The organism is Streptomyces sp. B3I8 (assembly GCF_030816915.1).
Taxonomy (GTDB): Bacteria; Actinomycetota; Actinomycetes; order Streptomycetales; family Streptomycetaceae; genus Streptomyces.
In genome coordinates this window covers 2080957-2096335 of sequence record NZ_JAUSYN010000002.1, presented here as the reverse complement: position 1 = coordinate 2096335, position 15379 = coordinate 2080957, and the positions used below count along the sequence as shown (strand labels likewise).

17 protein-coding genes and 1 riboswitch are annotated in these 15379 nt (G+C 72.9%); of the genes, 7 read left to right on the top strand and 10 right to left on the bottom strand.

Features of this window, described 5'->3' with window-relative positions; genetic code table 11:
• Window positions 1–129 precede the first annotated feature (129 nt).
• The 5 genes from fabF to QFZ64_RS11400 all read right to left on the bottom strand — a co-directional run bounded on the left by fabF (window position 130) and on the right by QFZ64_RS11400 (window position 5179).
• A complete protein-coding gene (gene fabF / locus QFZ64_RS11420; RefSeq protein WP_307064773.1) occupies window positions 130–1401 on the bottom strand; it encodes a beta-ketoacyl-ACP synthase II in 1272 nt (423 codons plus the stop codon).
• 161 nt (window positions 1402–1562) lie between these two features.
• Entirely contained in the window at window positions 1563–1811 is a 249-nt protein-coding gene (locus QFZ64_RS11415) for an acyl carrier protein (RefSeq protein WP_006137596.1), read from the bottom strand.
• Between the two features lie 64 nt (window positions 1812–1875).
• Window positions 1876–2907 (bottom strand): ketoacyl-ACP synthase III, encoded by a 1032-nt coding sequence (locus QFZ64_RS11410; RefSeq protein ID WP_307064772.1) that lies wholly within the window; start codon window positions 2905–2907, stop codon window positions 1876–1878.
• A gap of 11 nt (window positions 2908–2918) precedes the next feature.
• Entirely contained in the window at window positions 2919–3866 is a 948-nt protein-coding gene (locus QFZ64_RS11405) for an ACP S-malonyltransferase (protein WP_307064771.1), read from the bottom strand.
• 89 nt (window positions 3867–3955) lie between these two features.
• Complete coding sequence (locus QFZ64_RS11400) at window positions 3956–5179, bottom strand: PucR family transcriptional regulator (RefSeq protein ID WP_373430588.1); 1224 nt, start codon at window positions 5177–5179, stop codon at window positions 3956–3958.
• Window positions 5180–5419: 240 nt separating this feature from the next.
• Here QFZ64_RS11400 and QFZ64_RS11395 point away from each other — a divergent pair, with 240 nt between their 5' ends.
• Entirely contained in the window at window positions 5420–6070 is a 651-nt protein-coding gene (locus tag QFZ64_RS11395) for a pirin family protein (protein WP_307071655.1), read from the top strand.
• A 33-nt stretch (window positions 6071–6103) separates the two neighbouring features.
• On the opposite strand, the gene QFZ64_RS11390 is transcribed toward QFZ64_RS11395, so the two are convergent.
• Window positions 6104–6556, bottom strand: coding sequence for an Lrp/AsnC family transcriptional regulator (locus QFZ64_RS11390; RefSeq protein WP_307064770.1), 453 nt, complete (start codon window positions 6554–6556; stop codon window positions 6104–6106).
• 157 nt (window positions 6557–6713) lie between these two features.
• Between QFZ64_RS11390 and QFZ64_RS11385 the strand changes: the two genes are divergently transcribed.
• The 5 genes from QFZ64_RS11385 to QFZ64_RS11365 all read left to right on the top strand — a co-directional run bounded on the left by QFZ64_RS11385 (window position 6714) and on the right by QFZ64_RS11365 (window position 11047).
• Window positions 6714–7754: a DMT family transporter gene (locus QFZ64_RS11385; protein ID WP_307064769.1), complete on the top strand. Its 1041-nt coding sequence runs from the start codon at window positions 6714–6716 to the stop codon at window positions 7752–7754.
• 77 nt (window positions 7755–7831) lie between these two features.
• Window positions 7832–8383, top strand: a complete 552-nt coding sequence (locus tag QFZ64_RS11380) for a hypothetical protein (RefSeq protein WP_307064768.1) — start codon at window positions 7832–7834, stop codon at window positions 8381–8383.
• A 45-nt stretch (window positions 8384–8428) separates the two neighbouring features.
• Window positions 8429–9820 carry a sensor histidine kinase gene (locus tag QFZ64_RS11375; RefSeq protein ID WP_307064767.1) on the top strand — a complete coding sequence of 464 codons (1392 nt, stop codon included), beginning with the start codon at window positions 8429–8431 and terminating at the stop codon, window positions 9818–9820.
• Window positions 9821–9869: 49 nt separating this feature from the next.
• Window positions 9870–10583, top strand: coding sequence for a response regulator transcription factor (locus QFZ64_RS11370; RefSeq protein WP_307064766.1), 714 nt, complete (start codon window positions 9870–9872; stop codon window positions 10581–10583).
• Between the two features lie 72 nt (window positions 10584–10655).
• A riboswitch (guanidine-III (ykkC-III) riboswitch) is annotated at window positions 10656–10718 on the top strand.
• Window positions 10719–10732: 14 nt separating this feature from the next.
• Entirely contained in the window at window positions 10733–11047 is a 315-nt protein-coding gene (locus QFZ64_RS11365; protein WP_307064765.1) for a multidrug efflux SMR transporter, read from the top strand.
• Between the two features lie 18 nt (window positions 11048–11065).
• On the opposite strand, the gene QFZ64_RS11360 is transcribed toward QFZ64_RS11365, so the two are convergent.
• Complete coding sequence (locus QFZ64_RS11360; RefSeq protein WP_307064764.1) at window positions 11066–11911, bottom strand: serine hydrolase; 846 nt, start codon at window positions 11909–11911, stop codon at window positions 11066–11068.
• 73 nt (window positions 11912–11984) lie between these two features.
• Window positions 11985–12488 carry a GNAT family N-acetyltransferase gene (locus tag QFZ64_RS11355; RefSeq protein ID WP_307064763.1) on the bottom strand — a complete coding sequence of 168 codons (504 nt, stop codon included), beginning with the start codon at window positions 12486–12488 and terminating at the stop codon, window positions 11985–11987.
• A 117-nt stretch (window positions 12489–12605) separates the two neighbouring features.
• Between QFZ64_RS11355 and QFZ64_RS11350 the strand changes: the two genes are divergently transcribed.
• Entirely contained in the window at window positions 12606–13229 is a 624-nt protein-coding gene (locus QFZ64_RS11350; protein WP_373430587.1) for a MerR family transcriptional regulator, read from the top strand.
• On the opposite strand, the gene QFZ64_RS11345 is transcribed toward QFZ64_RS11350, so the two are convergent.
• A complete protein-coding gene (locus QFZ64_RS11345; protein ID WP_307071653.1) occupies window positions 13177–14058 on the bottom strand; it encodes a DUF4429 domain-containing protein in 882 nt (293 codons plus the stop codon). The two genes, QFZ64_RS11350 and QFZ64_RS11345, sit on opposite strands and share 53 nt — an antisense overlap.
• Window positions 14059–14115: 57 nt before the next feature.
• Window positions 14116–15345 carry an alpha/beta hydrolase gene (locus QFZ64_RS11340; RefSeq protein WP_307064762.1) on the bottom strand — a complete coding sequence of 410 codons (1230 nt, stop codon included), beginning with the start codon at window positions 15343–15345 and terminating at the stop codon, window positions 14116–14118.
• Between the last annotated feature and the right edge of the window lie 34 nt (window positions 15346–15379).

Sequence of the window (15379 nt, the reverse complement as noted above, 5' to 3'; positions counted from 1 at the left end):
CGCCGTCCCTACCCTTCCCGAACCCGGGGGCTCCGTCCCCCGGACCCCCGGACCCCCGGACCCCCGAAAAGAATGCGCAGTTCCCCGCGCCCCCGATCAGGGGCGCGGGGAACTGCGCATTGTGTGACCTCAGACCGACCTGAACGCCAGCACCACGTTGTGGCCGCCGAAGCCGAACGAGTCGTTGAGGGCCGCGATGCGGCCTTCCACCGGCAGCTTGCGGGCCTCGCCGCGGACGATGTCCGCGTTGGCCTCCGCCTCCGGGTCCAGGTTCCGCACGTTGATCGTCGGCGGCGCCACCCGGTGGTACAGCGCGAGCACGCTCGCGACCGACTCGACACCACCGGCACCGCCCAGCAGGTGCCCGGTCATCGACTTCGTGGCCGACACCGCGAAGTGGTCGGCGTCGTCGCCGAACACCTTGCGCAGCGCCTTCAGCTCCGCGATGTCACCGGCCGGCGTCGACGTCGCGTGCGCGTTGACGTGCACGATCTCCGCCGGGTCCAGGTCCGTGCGGTCCAGCAGGTTCTGCAGGGCCTGCGAGATGCCCCGCCCCTCCGGCTCCGGCTGCACGATGTCGTGGGCGTCGGCCGAGATGCCCTGGCCGACCGCCTCCGCGTAGACGCGGGCACCGCGCGCGGCGGCGTGCTCGGCGGACTCCAGGACGATCACGCCCGCGCCCTCGCCGAGGACGAAGCCGTCCCGGCCGGTGTCGAAGGGACGCGAGGCGCCCTGCGGGTCGTCGTTGTTCTTGGACATCGCCATCATGTTGCCGAACGCGGCGATCGGCAGCGGGTGGATGGCGGCCTCCGTACCCCCCGCGACGACCACGTCGGCGCGTCCGGTACGGATCATCTCGATGCCGTAGCCGATGGCCTCCGCGCCCGAGGCGCAGGCCGACACGGGGGTGTGCACACCCGCGCGGGCGCCCACGGCGAGACCGACGTTGGCCGACGGCCCGTTCGGCATCAGCATCGGCACGGTGTGCGGGGAGACCCGGCGTACGCCCTTCTCCTTCAGCACGTCGTACTGGTCGAGGAGGGTCGTCACGCCGCCGATGCCGGAGGCGATGACCGTGCCGAGACGGTCGGGGTCGACCGCGGGATCCTCGCCGGCCTTGCCGGTGAACCCGGCGTCCGCCCACGCCTCCTTGGCCGCGATCAGCGCGAACTGCGCCGAGCGGTCCAGGCGGCGGGCCTGCGGCCTCGGGATCGACTCGGAGGGCTCCACGGCGATCTGCGCGGCGATGCGGACCGCCTGGTCGGCGGCCCAGTCCTGCTCCAGGGGACCGACGCCGGAGCGTCCGGCGATGAGGCCCTCCCAGGTGGAAGTCGCGTCGCCACCCAGCGGTGTGGTTGCGCCGATACCGGTGACGACCACAGTGCGATTGGTCGAGCTCACGGGAATTCTTTCTCCAACGTTACGAGGATGAAGCGGCGCCACCGCCGGGTGGCGGGGCAGCTGGGGCCGTGTGCGGCGGTGGTGCCGCACCTCGTGCGACGGTCACCGCCGGCCGGTGCCGGCGGGGTCCGCCGGACGGCCCCGGCCCAGGCGGATCGGGATCAGGCCTGGTGCTTGAGGATGTAGTCGGCGGCGTCGCGAACCGTCTTCAGGTTCTTGACGTCGTCGTCGGGGATCTTGACGTCGAAGCGCTCCTCGGCGGCGACGACGACCTCGACCATGGACAGCGAGTCGACGTCCAGGTCGTCGGTGAAGGACTTGTCCAGCTCGACGTCCTCGACCGGGATGCCGGCGATCTCGTTCACGATCTCCGCGAGACCCGCGACGATCTCTTCCTGCGTGGCGGCCATGTTGGCGCTCCTTCGGTGTGTATCCAGAGGGTGTGGCGTGGGCCGGAAGATCCCGGCCGGTGCACTAGGGGAGGGTAACGACCGTGGCGGCGTAGACGAGACCCGCCCCGAATCCGATGACGAGCGCGGTGTCGCCGCTCTTCGCCTCGCCGGTCGCCAGGAGCCGCTCCATCGCGAGCGGGATCGAGGCGGCCGAGGTGTTGCCGGTGGTGCGGATGTCGCGGGCGACCGTGACGTGCTCCGGCAGTTTGAGGGTCTTCACCATCGAGTCGATGATCCGCACATTGGCCTGGTGCGGGATGAAGACGTCCAGTTCGTCCGGGCTGATCCCGGCCGCGTCCAGCGCCTGCTGGGCGACCTTCGCCATCTCGAACACGGCCCAGCGGAACACCGCCTGGCCCTCCTGGGTGATCGCCGGGAACTTGATGTTCCCCGCGCTGTCCAGCGGGAGCCGGGAGGCGTCGCCGGTGTGGAAGTCGGTCCACGGCACCGTCTGCTTGATCGTCTCGGCCTTGTCGCCCTCCGAGCCCCACACGGTCGGGCCGATGCCCGGCTCCTTCGCGGGACCGACGACGACCGCGCCGGCGCCGTCACCGAACAGGAAGGCCGTCGAGCGGTCCTCCAGGTCGGTCAGGTCGCTCAGCCGCTCCACGCCGATGACCAGCGCGTACTCCGCGGAACCGTCGACGATCATGCCCTTGGCCAGGGTGAGCCCGTAGCCGAAGCCGGCGCAGCCCGCCGAGATGTCGAACGCGGCGGCCTTGTCCGTGCCCAGCTTGTCGGCGATCTCGGTGGCGATGGCCGGGGTCTGGCTGAAGTGCGAGACGGTGGAGACGACGACGGCGCCGATCTGCTCCGCGTCGATCCCCGCGTCCGCGATCGCCTTGCCGGCCGCCTCGATCGACATGGCGGCGACGGTCTCCTCGTCGTTCGCCCAGTGCCGGCTCTCGATGCCGGACCGGGAGCGGATCCACTCGTCGGACGAGTCGATCTTCTCCAGGATGACCTCGTTGGGCACCACGCGGACGGGGCGGTAGCCGCCGACGCCGAGAATGCGGGCGTGCGGGGCGCCCTTGGCGGGCTTGATCTTCGACATGAGGCTCCTTGTCAGGCACCCGCCGCGTCGGCGGCAGGGACAGCCGCCTCGGCGACGAGCTCACGGGCGGCGGCGAGGTCGTCGGGGGTCTTCAGCGCCAGCGTCTTGACGCCGGGCAGCGCACGCTTGGCCAGACCGGTGAGGGTGCCGCCGGGGCACACCTCGAGCAGCGCGGTCGCGCCCAGCGCCTGGAACGTCTCCATGCACAGGTCCCAGCGCACCGGGTTGGCCACCTGGCCGACCAGCCGCCGGAGCACCTCGGCGCCGGACGTGACGGTCCGGCCGTCCTTGTTGGACACGTACGGGACGGCCGGGTCGGCCGGCGTCAACGCCTCGGCCGCCTTGGCCAGGGTGTCGACGGCCGGGGCCATGTGGTGCGTGTGGAAGGCGCCCGCGACCTTCAGCGGGACCACCCGGCGCACCCCCTCCGGCTTGTCCCCGGCCAGCGCCTCCAACTGCTCCAGCGTGCCGGCGGCGACGATCTGGCCCGCGCCGTTGACGTTGGCCGGGGTCAGCCCCAGCTTCTCCAGGTGCGGGATCGTGGTCTCCGGGTCGCCGCCGAGCAGCGCGGACATCCCGGTCGGGACGACGGCCGAGGCCTCGGCCATGGCCAGACCACGGGTGCGCACCAGCTTCAGGGCGGCGGTGTCGTCGAGGACACCGGCGAGCACGGCGGCCGTGATCTCACCGACGCTGTGCCCCGCGACCGCGCCGGGCGCGAGGACGGCGACGTCGCCGAGGGCCGAGGCGGACAGCAGTCCGGCGGCCACCAGCAGCGGCTGCGCCACCGCGGTGTCACGGATCGCGTCCGCGTCGGCCTCGGTGCCGTAGTGGGCGAGGTCGAGCCCGATCGCGTCCGACCAGGCGGCAACACGGTCGGCGGCACCGGGGAGTTCGAGCCAGGGGGTCAGGAAGCCGGGCGTCTGGGCGCCCTGGCCGGGAGCGACGAGTACGAGCACTCTCACACTCTCTCTTGTGGACGGGCACGGCCGCCCGTGGGGACAAGGACGAAGAACAGCAGGGGGATTTGTGGACCCCCGACAAAAAGCTAGTTCTGGGGATCTCCATCGGCCAGACGCCCCAGGATCAGCGCGATCCGCAAGGTGAAAGCGGAGCGTACATCAGAGGGTGACCAACCGGTGACGTCTGTCACACGTCGGAGCCGGTAGCGCACGGTGTTGGGGTGAACGAACAGCATCCGGGCGGCGCCTTCGAGACTGGACGCCTGCTCCAGATAGACACTGAGAGTTTCCAGCAGCGCGGAGCCGGCCTGCTCGAGCGGTCTGTAGATCTCCTCCACCAACTGCTCGCGTGCGGCGGGGTCTCCGGCCATCGCGCGCTCCGGCAGCAGGTCGTCGGCGAGCACCGGACGCGGGGCGTCCTGCCAGGCCGAACACGCCTTCAGTCCGGCGGCGGCGGCCTGCGCGGACCGGGTCGCGGCCTGCAGGTCCGGCACGATCGGCCCGGCCACCACGGGGCCCGCGGCGAACGGCCCGATCAGCGACCTGGCGACCCGCAGGGGATCGTTGTCGCCCCCGGCGATCACCACCAGCCGGTCCCCGAGCACCCCCGTGAGCACCTGCACCTTGGCGTGCCGGGCGGCCCGCCGGATCGCCTCCACCGTCAGCTCCGAGTCCCCGTCGGGCGCCGTCCCCAGCACCACGCACACATGGTCCGGGGAGTTCCAGCCGAGGGCGGCGGCCCGGCTGACGGCGCCCTCGTCCGCCTCCCCGCTCAGCACGGCGTTGACGACGAGCGATTCGAGCCGGGCGTCCCAGGCGCCGCGCGCCTCCGCGGCCTGGGCGTACACCTGTGCGGTGGCGAAGGCGATCTCGCGGGCGTAGACGAGCAGCGCCTCACGCAGAACGGATTCGTCGCCGGGGGCCGCCACTTCGTCGATGGCGGACTCCATGACCTCGATGGTGGTCCGCACCATCTCCACGGTCTGCCGCAGCGTGATCGCCCGGGTCAGTTCGCGGGGCGCGGTGCCGAACACGTCCGTGGAGATCGCCTGCGGGGTCTCCGGGTGCCGGAACCACTCGGTGAACGCGGCGATACCGGCCTGCGCGACCAGCCCGATCCACGACCGGTTCTCGGCGGGCATCGCCCGGTACCAGGGCAGCGTCTCGTCCATCCGCGCGATCGCCTGCGCGGCGAGCCGCCCGGAGGACTTCTCCAGCCGCCGCAGCGTCGCGGCGTGCGAGAGGGCGGCGGACGCGGAGGGGTCGGAGGAGTCGGAGGATCCGGCGGAGCCGGCTTCGGGTTCGGGCACGGAACAAGACTGCCTCATCGGGACACACGGACGCGGCGCCGGGGTGGCGCGACGGGACGGGGGCGCGTGCCGGGGCCGCGCCCGTGCTGCCCCCGGGGCACGGCGGCCGCGCCCGGCCCGCACCCCTCCTGCCGTTCACGAGGCCGCCGTTGAACCGTGGGCGCTGTCCGCCGAACCGTGGGCGCTGTCGCTGAACGGTGGGCGCTGTCGCCGAGCCGCGGGCGCTACCGTTGAGCCGTGATGGACGTACGCCGTGCCGACACCCGCTACCCCGGCGGAGACGCGTCCGCCGGGATCCGCACCCGGCACGCCTTCTCCTTCGGCCCCCACTACGACCCCGACAACCTCCGCTTCGGCCCCCTCATCGCCTGCAACGAGGAACGCCTCGCCCCCGGCGCCGGTTTCGACGAGCATCCCCACAGCCACACCGAGATCGTCACCTGGGTCGTCGAGGGCGAACTGACCCACCGCGACTCGGCCGGCCACGCCACCGTCATCCGCCCTGGTGACGTCCAGCACCTCAGCGCCGCCGCCGGCGTCCGCCACGTCGAGCGCAACGACGGCCCAGTGCCCCTCACCTTCGTCCAGATGTGGCTGGCCCCGCACACGCCCGGCGGTACCCCGTCCTACGACGTCGTCCCCGGCATCGCCGACTCCACCCCGTACGCCCTGCCCGCCGTCGGCGCGATGCTGCACGTCCGCCGCCTCGCCCCCGGCGCCCGCACGGCAGTGCCCGACGCCCCGTACGTCTATGTCCACGTCGTGCGCGGCCACATCGGTCTGGACGGCGAGCACCTGCACCCGGGCGACGCGGCCCGCCTCACCGGCCCGAAGGACATGGAGACGGTGGCGGAGACAGCGGCGGAAATCCTGCTGTGGGAGATGGCCTGAGACAGGACCCGGCGGCGTGCGCCGGGTTCGTCCTCACGTCGGCCCGATGACCTTCTTGCGCAGATGCCCGTAGACCACCGAGGTCCGTACGTCGGCCAGTTCCGGACGCTTCGTCAGCTTGTCCAGGACCACCGCGTGCAGATGGTCGGTGTCGCGCACGGCCACGTGCACGAGGAAGTCGTCGTTGCCGGTGAGCACGAAGAGCGAGATCACCTCGGGCATCTGCTCCAGGAACGTCTGGAACGCCTCGATCACCGCACGCGTCGGCGGTCGCACCCGGACGGCGATCACCGCCTGGAGCCCGCGGCCGATCGCGGCGAGGTCCGCCTCCGCGTGGAACCCGGTCAGGATGCCGCGTTCGCGCAACGACCGTATGCGCTCCAGACAGGTGGACGGCGCGATGCCGAGGGCCTGGGCCATGTCCCGGTTGGTGCGCCGACCGTCCTCCTGGAGCATGCGCACCAACGCCGAATCTAGTTCGTCCATGCTTGCCTCACTCTGTCTGAAACCGAAGTTAGTTCGGATCGTAACCGGGTCTGCCGTCTGCATGGTTACCTTTCCCTCAAGTCCACTGAGGTTTGTTCGGGCATGCCTGATGAATGGCAGTGACATGTGCGGGGTCCGGAAAGAGGGGAGACTTCGGATGCGGGAACGACGGGCCGATGTCCGGGCGGTCTGCGCGGTGGTGACGGCCGCGCTGTTATGGAGCAGTTCGTACGCGGTGACCAAGCGGGTGCTGGAGGATGTCGGCCCGCTCAGTGCCGGCGCGCTGCGGTTCACCGTGGCGGCGTTGGTCCTGGCCGTGGTGATACGGCTCGGCCGCACTCGCCCGGCCCGCCCGGACGCCCGGCAGCGGCGCCGGCTCCATCTGAGCGGACTCCTCGGCATCACCGTCTACTTCGTCCTGGAGAACGTCGGCGTCGACATGTCGACAGCGTCCGACGCGTCGCTGATCGTGGCCACCTACCCGCTGATGACCATGCTTCTCGAACTGCTCACCCCGCGCGCCCGGATGCCGTGGACGCGGGTGACGGGCGTGCTGCTGGCCACGGTCGGCGCGTTCCTCGTGGTCCGCAACGGCGCCGAGACGGGGGGCGGTTCACGGTGGGTCGGAGACGTCCTGCTCCTGCTCGGCGGCCTGGCCTGGGCCGGATACAACATCCTCGGCAAGCGGGCGAGCGCCGGCCAGAACGCGCTGAGCGTCACCTACTACCAGACACTCGCCGGGGCGGCCGGCTTCCTCCTCGCCTCCCTTCTGGAGGCGCGCGACTGGCACCTGCCGGACGCGACCGCCTCGGCCCTCGTCGTCCACCTGGCCGTGGCCTGTTCGGTCGGCGGCTTCCTGCTCTACAACTACGGCCTGCGCAGGATGCCGTCGAGCGTCGCCGTCAACATCCTCAACCTGGTTCCGGTCTTCGGCGTCGCCGGCGCGGTCGTCCTCAACGGCGAGTCGATCCGCCTGGCCCAGGCGGCGGGTGGGGTCGTCATCATCGCGGGGGTGGCGCTGGGCATGGTGGAACGGGGCGGCCGGACACCGGCGGACCGGGAGGCGACGGTCGGTAGCGTCAGGAACACTGTCGGCGCCGGCGGTATCGGCGCCGGTGGCGGCGGTGCCGGTGGCGATGTGCCGGTCGAGGCGCCGCAGTTGCTGCCGGGCGATGGGATCGATCGTCGTCGGGCGTGAACGGCCCCGTGGATCTCCACCCTGGTTCCACCCGTGGGTTGAAGGAAATCGCGGGGCCGGAGCGGAAGCTCGAAGGCATGACAACCACTGACTGGATCATCGACATCACCCTCGTTCTCATCGTCTTCCGGCAGATGCGCGAGGAGCGGCTCACCGTCCGCACGATCGTGCTGCCGCTGGCCGTCATCGGCTGGGCGGCCACCAACTACCTGCACTCCGTCCCGACCGCCGGCAACGATCTGTGGCTGGCCGGGGCGGGTGCCGGTGTGGGCATACTCTGCGGGTTCTTCGGCGGCCTGCTCACCCGGGTCCGGCACGGTGAGGGGCACGTGTGGATCAAGGCGTCCGTCGGGGCGGCCGCGCTGTGGGTGCTCAGCATGGGCTTCCGGCTGGGCTTCGCGGTGTGGTCCTCCCACGCCTCCGGGCAGTCCCACCTCGCCCACTTCTCCGCCGCGCACGACATCACCAGCGCGCAGGCGTGGGTGGTGGCCCTCATCCTGATGGCGTTCGGCGAGGTCGTCGTCCGCCTGTCTACGATCGTCGTCCGTGGCCGGCTCGCCGTGACGAGGGCCCGGCGCGAGGAGCCGGTCGTCGCCGCAGCGGCGCCGCTCCCCGGCGCACGTGTCTGAAGGCGGCGGATCCGGACCACGGTTCACGGCGAAGGAGCGGGCGGCATGAGCGGCACCACCAGTACATGGCTGAGAGCCGGTCCTCCGGTGCGCGGGAGGACGTCCGGCCGCCGTAAGTCGTTCGGCGCGGTGGTCATGGTGGCGTGCGTGGTGGTCTCCGTGTTCGCCGCTCCGGGGACGGCCGCCAAGGTGGCCGTCGGCCTGCTGGGGGCCGGCGCCGAACTCGGCATCCTGCTGGGTCGCCGGGCGACTCCGGCCCGCGGGGCGGTGCTCGCCGTCGCGTTGACCATAGGTGCCGGTTTCGCCATCACCTTCCTGGCGCCGAGCGGACTCGGCATGGTCCCCCTGCTCATGGGCACCGCGATGCTGCCGGCGTGTATGGAGGAGGGGCCGGTGCGGCAGGCCACCGTCGCGGCGGTGGCAGTCGGGTTCGGAGTGACGATCATGGCGATTTCGCACAGTCCGGCCGGCCTGCTGGCCGGGGCCGGCGTCTGGCTGCTCGCCGAGCGCACGGTGGAGCACGCCGCGCTCCAGGCCGAGCGGGACCGGGCCGTGGCCCTGCTGGCCGAGGTCGAGGCGTCCCGGCAGGCGCAGCAGGAGGCGGCGGCCGTCGAGGAACGCGGTCGGATCGCCCGTGAGATGCACGACGTACTGGCGCACAGCCTCGCCGGACTGTCGGTGCAGTTGCAGGCGGTCCGGGCGATCGCCGTCCGCGAGAACGCGTCGGCGGCGCTGACCGGACCGCTGGACCGAGCGGCCCAACTCGCCCGGGACGGAGTGCAGGAGGCCCGGGCCGCGGTCGGCGCGCTGCGCGCGATGCCGGTGCGGGGCGTGGAACACCTGGAGACGCTGGTCGGCGGGTTCCCCGGCGAGGCGCGGATACGGATCACCGGCCGGCCGGGACCGCTCGCACCGGAGGCGGGACACGCGGTGTACCGGGCGGTGCAGGAGGCGATGACGAACGCCGCGCGCTACGCCACCGGCAGCGCCATCGAGGTGGACGTCGTGGGAGAGGACGAGGAGGTGCGGGTCGCCGTGCGCGACCACGGACTGCCCGCCGGGCGCGGTGCTTCGGGCGTACGGGGGAGTGGGACCGGACTGCGCGGCATGGCGGAACGGATCGAGGCGGTCGGAGGCTCGCTGACCGCCGGACCGGTACCCGGCGGGACGGGCTGGCGCATCGTGGTACGGGTGCCGACCACGCGGGCGTCCGGTGCGGCAACGGGAAGCAGCGGTGCGGAACATGCGTCAGATGCCGGTCCCGCGGTCGGTGCCGGGCATGCGGGTGGTGCGGCGGCGGGGGGCGGTCAGGGACCTGCCTCCGGTACGGCGGACGCCGCCGGGACCGCGTCCGTCCCGGACGTCAGCGGGGCGGACCCCGCCGTGACGGACGGCGCGGACGGCGCCGGCGGTGCGGACGGCAGGATGGGGGCATGAACGGACCGGTCGCCGTCGGGGCGCCCGGCCCCGGCAGGGAGGCGGGCGCATGACGATTCGGGTGCTGGTCGCCGACGACCAGGCGGTGGTGCGGGACGGGGTCGTGCTGTTGCTGTCCTCGGCCGACGGCATCGAGGTGGTCGGCCAGGCCGCGGACGGGCACGGGGCCGTGCGGCTCGCCGCCGAGCTGCGGCCCGACGTCGCCCTGGTCGACCTGCGGATGCCGGGGCTCGACGGCGCCGGGGTGACCGCCGAGGTGCTCGCCGCGGATCTCGGGGTCCGGGTGCTGATCCTCACGACGTACGCCGACGACGACGCGGTGATACCCGCGCTGCGGGCCGGCGCCGCGGGTTATCTGACCAAGGACGTCACCGGCGAGGCGCTGCTGGCCGCGGTCCGCGAGGTGGCCGCCGGCCGCACCGCGCTGGATCCCGCGGTGCAGCGCCGGCTCGTCCAGCTCGTCGTCGAGGAGCCGGCCCCACCTGTGTCCGTCCAGGCTCCCGCCCCCGCTCCGCCGTCCGCCCTTCCCCCCGGGGCCGACGGACTCACCCGCCGGGAGATCGACGTCGTACGCCTCGTGGCGGACGGGCTCAACAACCGCCAGGTGGCCCGCGAGATGGTGGTCGGCGAGGCCACGGTCAAGACGCACCTCAACCACATCCTGTCCAAACTCGCCCTGGAGGACCGGGGCGCGCTGATCGCCTGGGCATGGCGCCACGGACTGGTCACCCCGACCGCCCCGCAGCCCCCACGCCGCCCCTGAGCGACACCCCGGTGTCCCGGCAGGGAGAGCCGTGGGAGGGCGTGCGCAGGCACGGACGTGCGACAGTGGGCCACAGAGCCACGACCGGCTCCTGGACGAGACGCGCCGTACCCAGTCAGGACAAGACGACGCCGGAGGGTGTGGTCGTTGTGGCGTGGGTCGTGCTCGTGGTGTCCGGGGTGCTGGAGGCGGTGTGGGCCACCGCGCTCGACAGGTCGGAGGGGTTCAGCAGGCTGCTGCCGAGTGTCGTCTTCTTCGGCGGGCTCGGGCTGAGCATGAGCGGGCTGGCGTACGCGCTGCGGACCGTGCCCGTGGGGACCGGGTACGCGGTCTGGGTAGGGATCGGGGCGGTGCTCACCGCGAGCTACGCGATGGTCTTCGGCGGTGAGTCCGCCACCCCGGTCAAGCTGCTGCTCCTGGCCGGCATCGTGGGATGCGTGGCCGGACTGAAGGTCGTGCACTGAGCCCGCAGGGGCCGGGCCTCAGCCGCGCAGTTCGCCCAGTACCGCGTCCGTGAACGGGGGCCACGCCTCGACCGCCCACGGGCCGAACGCGCGGTCCGTCAGGGCCACGCACGCGGCGCCCGCCACCGGGTCGATCCACAGGAACGTGCCCGACTGGCCGAAGTGGCCGAAGGTGCGGGGCGAGGAGGAGGCGCCGGTCCAGTGCGGGGACTTGCCGTCGCGGATCTCGAAGCCCAGACCCCAGTCGTTGGGGTTCTGGTGACCGTAGCCCGGCAGGACGCCCTTCGTGCCGGGGTACTGCACCGTCATCGCCTCCGCCACCGTGCGCGGGTCCAGGAGCCGCGGCGACTGCACCTCCGCCGCGAAGCGGACCAGGTCGGCCACGGTCGAGACGCCGTCCTTCGCGGGGGAGCCGGTCAGCGTCGTCGACGTCATGCCCAGCGGCTCCAGCACCGCCTGGCGCGCGTACTCCGCGAACGGCATGTCCGCCGCCTTCGCCACGTGGTCGCCCAGCGCCTCGAAGCCCGCGTTGGAGTACAGCCGGCGCTCCCCGGGCGCGGAGGTCGTGCGGGGCTCGTCGAAGGCGAGGCCGGAGGTGTGGGCGAGGAGATGGCGGACCGTCGCCCCGGGCGGCCCGGCCGGTTCGTCCAGCTCGACGGCGCCCTCCTCGTACGCGACCAGCGCCGCGTACGCCGCGAGCGGCTTGGTCACCGACGCCAGCGGGAAGCGGTGGTCGACCGGGCCGTGCGTGCCGAGCACGGTGCCGTCCGCGCGGACGACGGCCGCCGCGGCGGCCGGCACCGGCCAGGTGTCGATCAGCGTCAGGCTGCGCAAGGAGCTGTGCGGAGAGCTGTGCGAAGACATGCCCACGAGACTATGCGGGGCGCGGGCGCCCTCTCACCGAGGGGCCGCACACCGCCGCGCCCTGCCGCCGGTCTCAGAGCTGCAACCGCATGCTCGGGTCCGGTTTGCGGACGAAGCCGAGGGACGCGTAGAGCGGCTCGGCCGCCGCCGACGCGTTCAGGTCCACCTGCACGGCGCCGGTCTCCCGGAACCAGTCCAGCAGCGCCTCCATGCACGCCCGCGCGTAGCCGCGCCGGCGCACGCCGGGGTCGGTGGCCACGCTGAAGACGTGCCCGACCCGGCCGTGCGGGTTCCCCGACCTGCCTATCCGGTACTCCATCGTCCCGACGACGAGGGCGGCCAGCATGCCGGGGCGCTCGGGGGCGGGGTGGTCCACGACGAAGGCGGCGAAGGCGGCGGAGTCGGCGTCGGGCGCGGCCAGCCGGGCGCGCAGGGTCGGCAGGGACTCCGCCTGCCAGTCCGCGGGCTGCTTCGCGGAACCGGAGGGGGCCGCGGGGTGCACGGAGTCGAGCATGACCTGGCGCAGACGCAGGACTTCCTCCGCGTCCTCGGGTTCGGCACGGCGTACGAGGCTCATGGGCCGCACCGTAGCGGGGGAGGCCGGAGCCCGTCGCCGGGTTTTCCGGCACCGTTCCGCCGCGGCCCGCGTGGGTGACTTGCCTGGAGTGCACTCCAACGTTCTAGCGTGGCCGTCATGACGGTGACGGAGACCCGACGTGAGACCGGACATGAACCCCGACGTGCCACCAGCCCCAGCAGTCCCCACGGTCCCAGCGGTTCCAGTAGTCCCGGGGTCGACAGTTGTGCCGCGCCGCCCGCCTCACCCGCGCTGCCCGCCTCACCCGCGCCGCCCGCCTCGCTCCGGCGGCCCGACGGGCAGGACCAGTACACGATCAGCGAGGTCGTCGCCGTCACCGGCCTGTCGGCGCACACCCTGCGCTGGTACGAGCGGATCGGGCTGATGCCGCACGTGGACCGGTCCCACACCGGGCAGCGCCGGTACAGCAACCGCGACCTGGAATGGCTCACGCTCGTCGGCGCGCTCCGGCTCACGGGCATGCCGGTGGCCGACATGGTGCGGTACGCCGAACTCGTGCGCGAGGGGCCGCACACCTACGGGGAGCGGTACGCGCTCCTGGAGTCGACGCGGCGGGACGTGCTGGCGCGCATCAGGGAGCTGCGGGACACCCTCGCCGTACTGGACCACAAGCTGGCGTTCTACGGGGAGCACGGAGGCCAGTGGGAGGAGGCGCGGTCGGCGTCCCCTACAGCTGCGCCAGCAGCTCCGCCTTCTTCGCCGAGAACTCCTCGTCCGTGACGAGGCCCGCCTCGTGGAGTTCGCCCAGGTGGCGGATGCGGTCGGCGATGTCCGCCGGGTCGCGGCGGTGGGCGCCCGCGAGGACCGGCTCCGGTGCCGGACCGGCCTCCCGGACGGCCGCCAGCACCGCCGCCGCGAACGGCAGCGACTCGTGCACCGGGCCGTAGCCCAGACCGAAGACGACGGCCGCCGGGTCCTGGTCCGGCTGGACGGCGGCAGGCGGCGTGGCCTCCCCGCGCGGCAGCAGCCGGAGATGACCCTCCAGGACCTCGGGCGAGTGCCACTCCACGCCGCTCAGTGAGCCCACCGGATAGCGCTGGTCGCCCGCCTTCCACTTCGCGGAGGAGGCGCCCGTCCAGGACCAGCGGAACGACACCGTCGTGCCGTCGAACGACGCCTTCCCGTCGTACGCCTTGAAGTGCCGGGGCCCCTGCGGCGGGGCCACGAGGTACGCCTCGGCCGGTGCCGCGCGCTGCTCGGGGTCGTCCGGGAGCAGGGCCCGTATCTCGTCCGCGTAGTACTCGGCGAGCGTCTCGCGGTCGGCGGGGAGCACCAGCCGGTAGGGGTCGCACCCCTCCTTGAGCTGGCCCGCGGCCGCGTCCATCAGCGGATCGGCGCCGGGCCTGGGCACCACGCGCAGCACCACGGTGCCGCGCCGGCCCGGCGTCAGTGTCACCCCCGCGATCGCTTCCACGGGGACGTCGCGCGCGCCGAGCGCCTGGAACAGCTTCGGCGTACGAATCCCCCGTTCGAAGCGGATGCGCACGGATTCGGACTCGAATTCCCAAGCGGCGTGAAATCCGGTCAGTACGTCACCCATGCGGCTCATCGTATGCGGCATGCGTCCCTCCGTCGCCTCCCCCGGCAGACCGCAATTCCTGCTTCTCTACGCGCGTCCGGCCGTCGTCGTGCCGGACAAACCCGCCCGGCATCCGTCGTTGTCATGGGCGCACGCCACCGTGTCGTACGCCCCTACGCCGATGCCGGCGAAGTTCCGCAGGCTGTCGGTGCCCGGTACGAAATACCCGGCGTGTCCCTTCGCGCCCCGTGCCGACAGCACCCGGGCGCCGAAGCCGCCGGAGACCGGGTCGGCGCCGTGGCCGAGGCCGCCGAACTCCAGGTAGGGCACGTCCTGGATCCAGTCGTCGGCGTCCCGCATCGCCCAGACCCGGGCCGAGGTGCCGAGCCCGGCGGCGGTCCCGGTCCGCATGCCGGGACTGCCGGCCACCGCGATGTCGGAGACCCGCGCGGGCAGGTGGCGGGCGGCGACCCCGCACACCACCGAGCCGTAACTGTGGCAGTACAGCGCGACGGGGGCCCGGCCGGGCAGCGCCCGCAGCAGGGCGTTGAGCCGGACCGCGCCGGCCGAGGCGCGCATCGCCGTGGCGGCCTCGATGCCGAGGCCGGCGGGCGCGGTGTAGTCGGCCCAGGCGATCACCGCCGTCCGCGTCCCGTTGCCCGCCGTGCGTTCTGCCGTGCGTTCCGCCGCGTACAGCGACTTCGCCATGCCGACGGGGGCGGAGTACGCGCGGTCGGTGCGCTGGAAGGTGAGCAGGTCGGTGTCGACGCCGGGGACGACGAGGGAGACCCGGTCGGCGCGGCTGAGGTCGCCGAAGACCTCGGCGATCCGGCCCGACCCCGCGGGGTCGAACGCGAGGACCTGCCGGCCGGGCCGCAGCAGCGTGTCGAACTGGTGCATGAGGCGGCGCGCCTCCTGATGGCCGAGGGCCGACAGCCGGACGTCGTGCGTCCGTTTCTGTTCGAGAGCGCGCTGGCGGGTGAGCGCGATCCGGTTCGCCGCGTAGCGCAGTTCGACCGGCGCCCCGTTCATGTTGCCCACGGCGAGCGGATAGCGGTGGGCGAGCCCGGAGCGCTGGCCGGCGTCGAGAGAGGAGAAGAACCGGGCGAGCCGGGCGGGCGGCGCGTCGGGGTCCGGCAGTCGGTGCCCGGCCAGCCGGCCGTGCTCCCACGAGGAGATCGAGGACTGCAGCGCCGTGGTGGCCCGGTGACCGCGCACGGCGGTCCAGCCGGTGGTCGCCAGCATCACGAACACCACGGCCAACGCGAGGGTCGCACGCCAGACGTTGAGTTGGGGGGAGGGGTCGAAGGAAGTCACTGGGAGGACACACTAGGAGAACGGGACGGTCTCG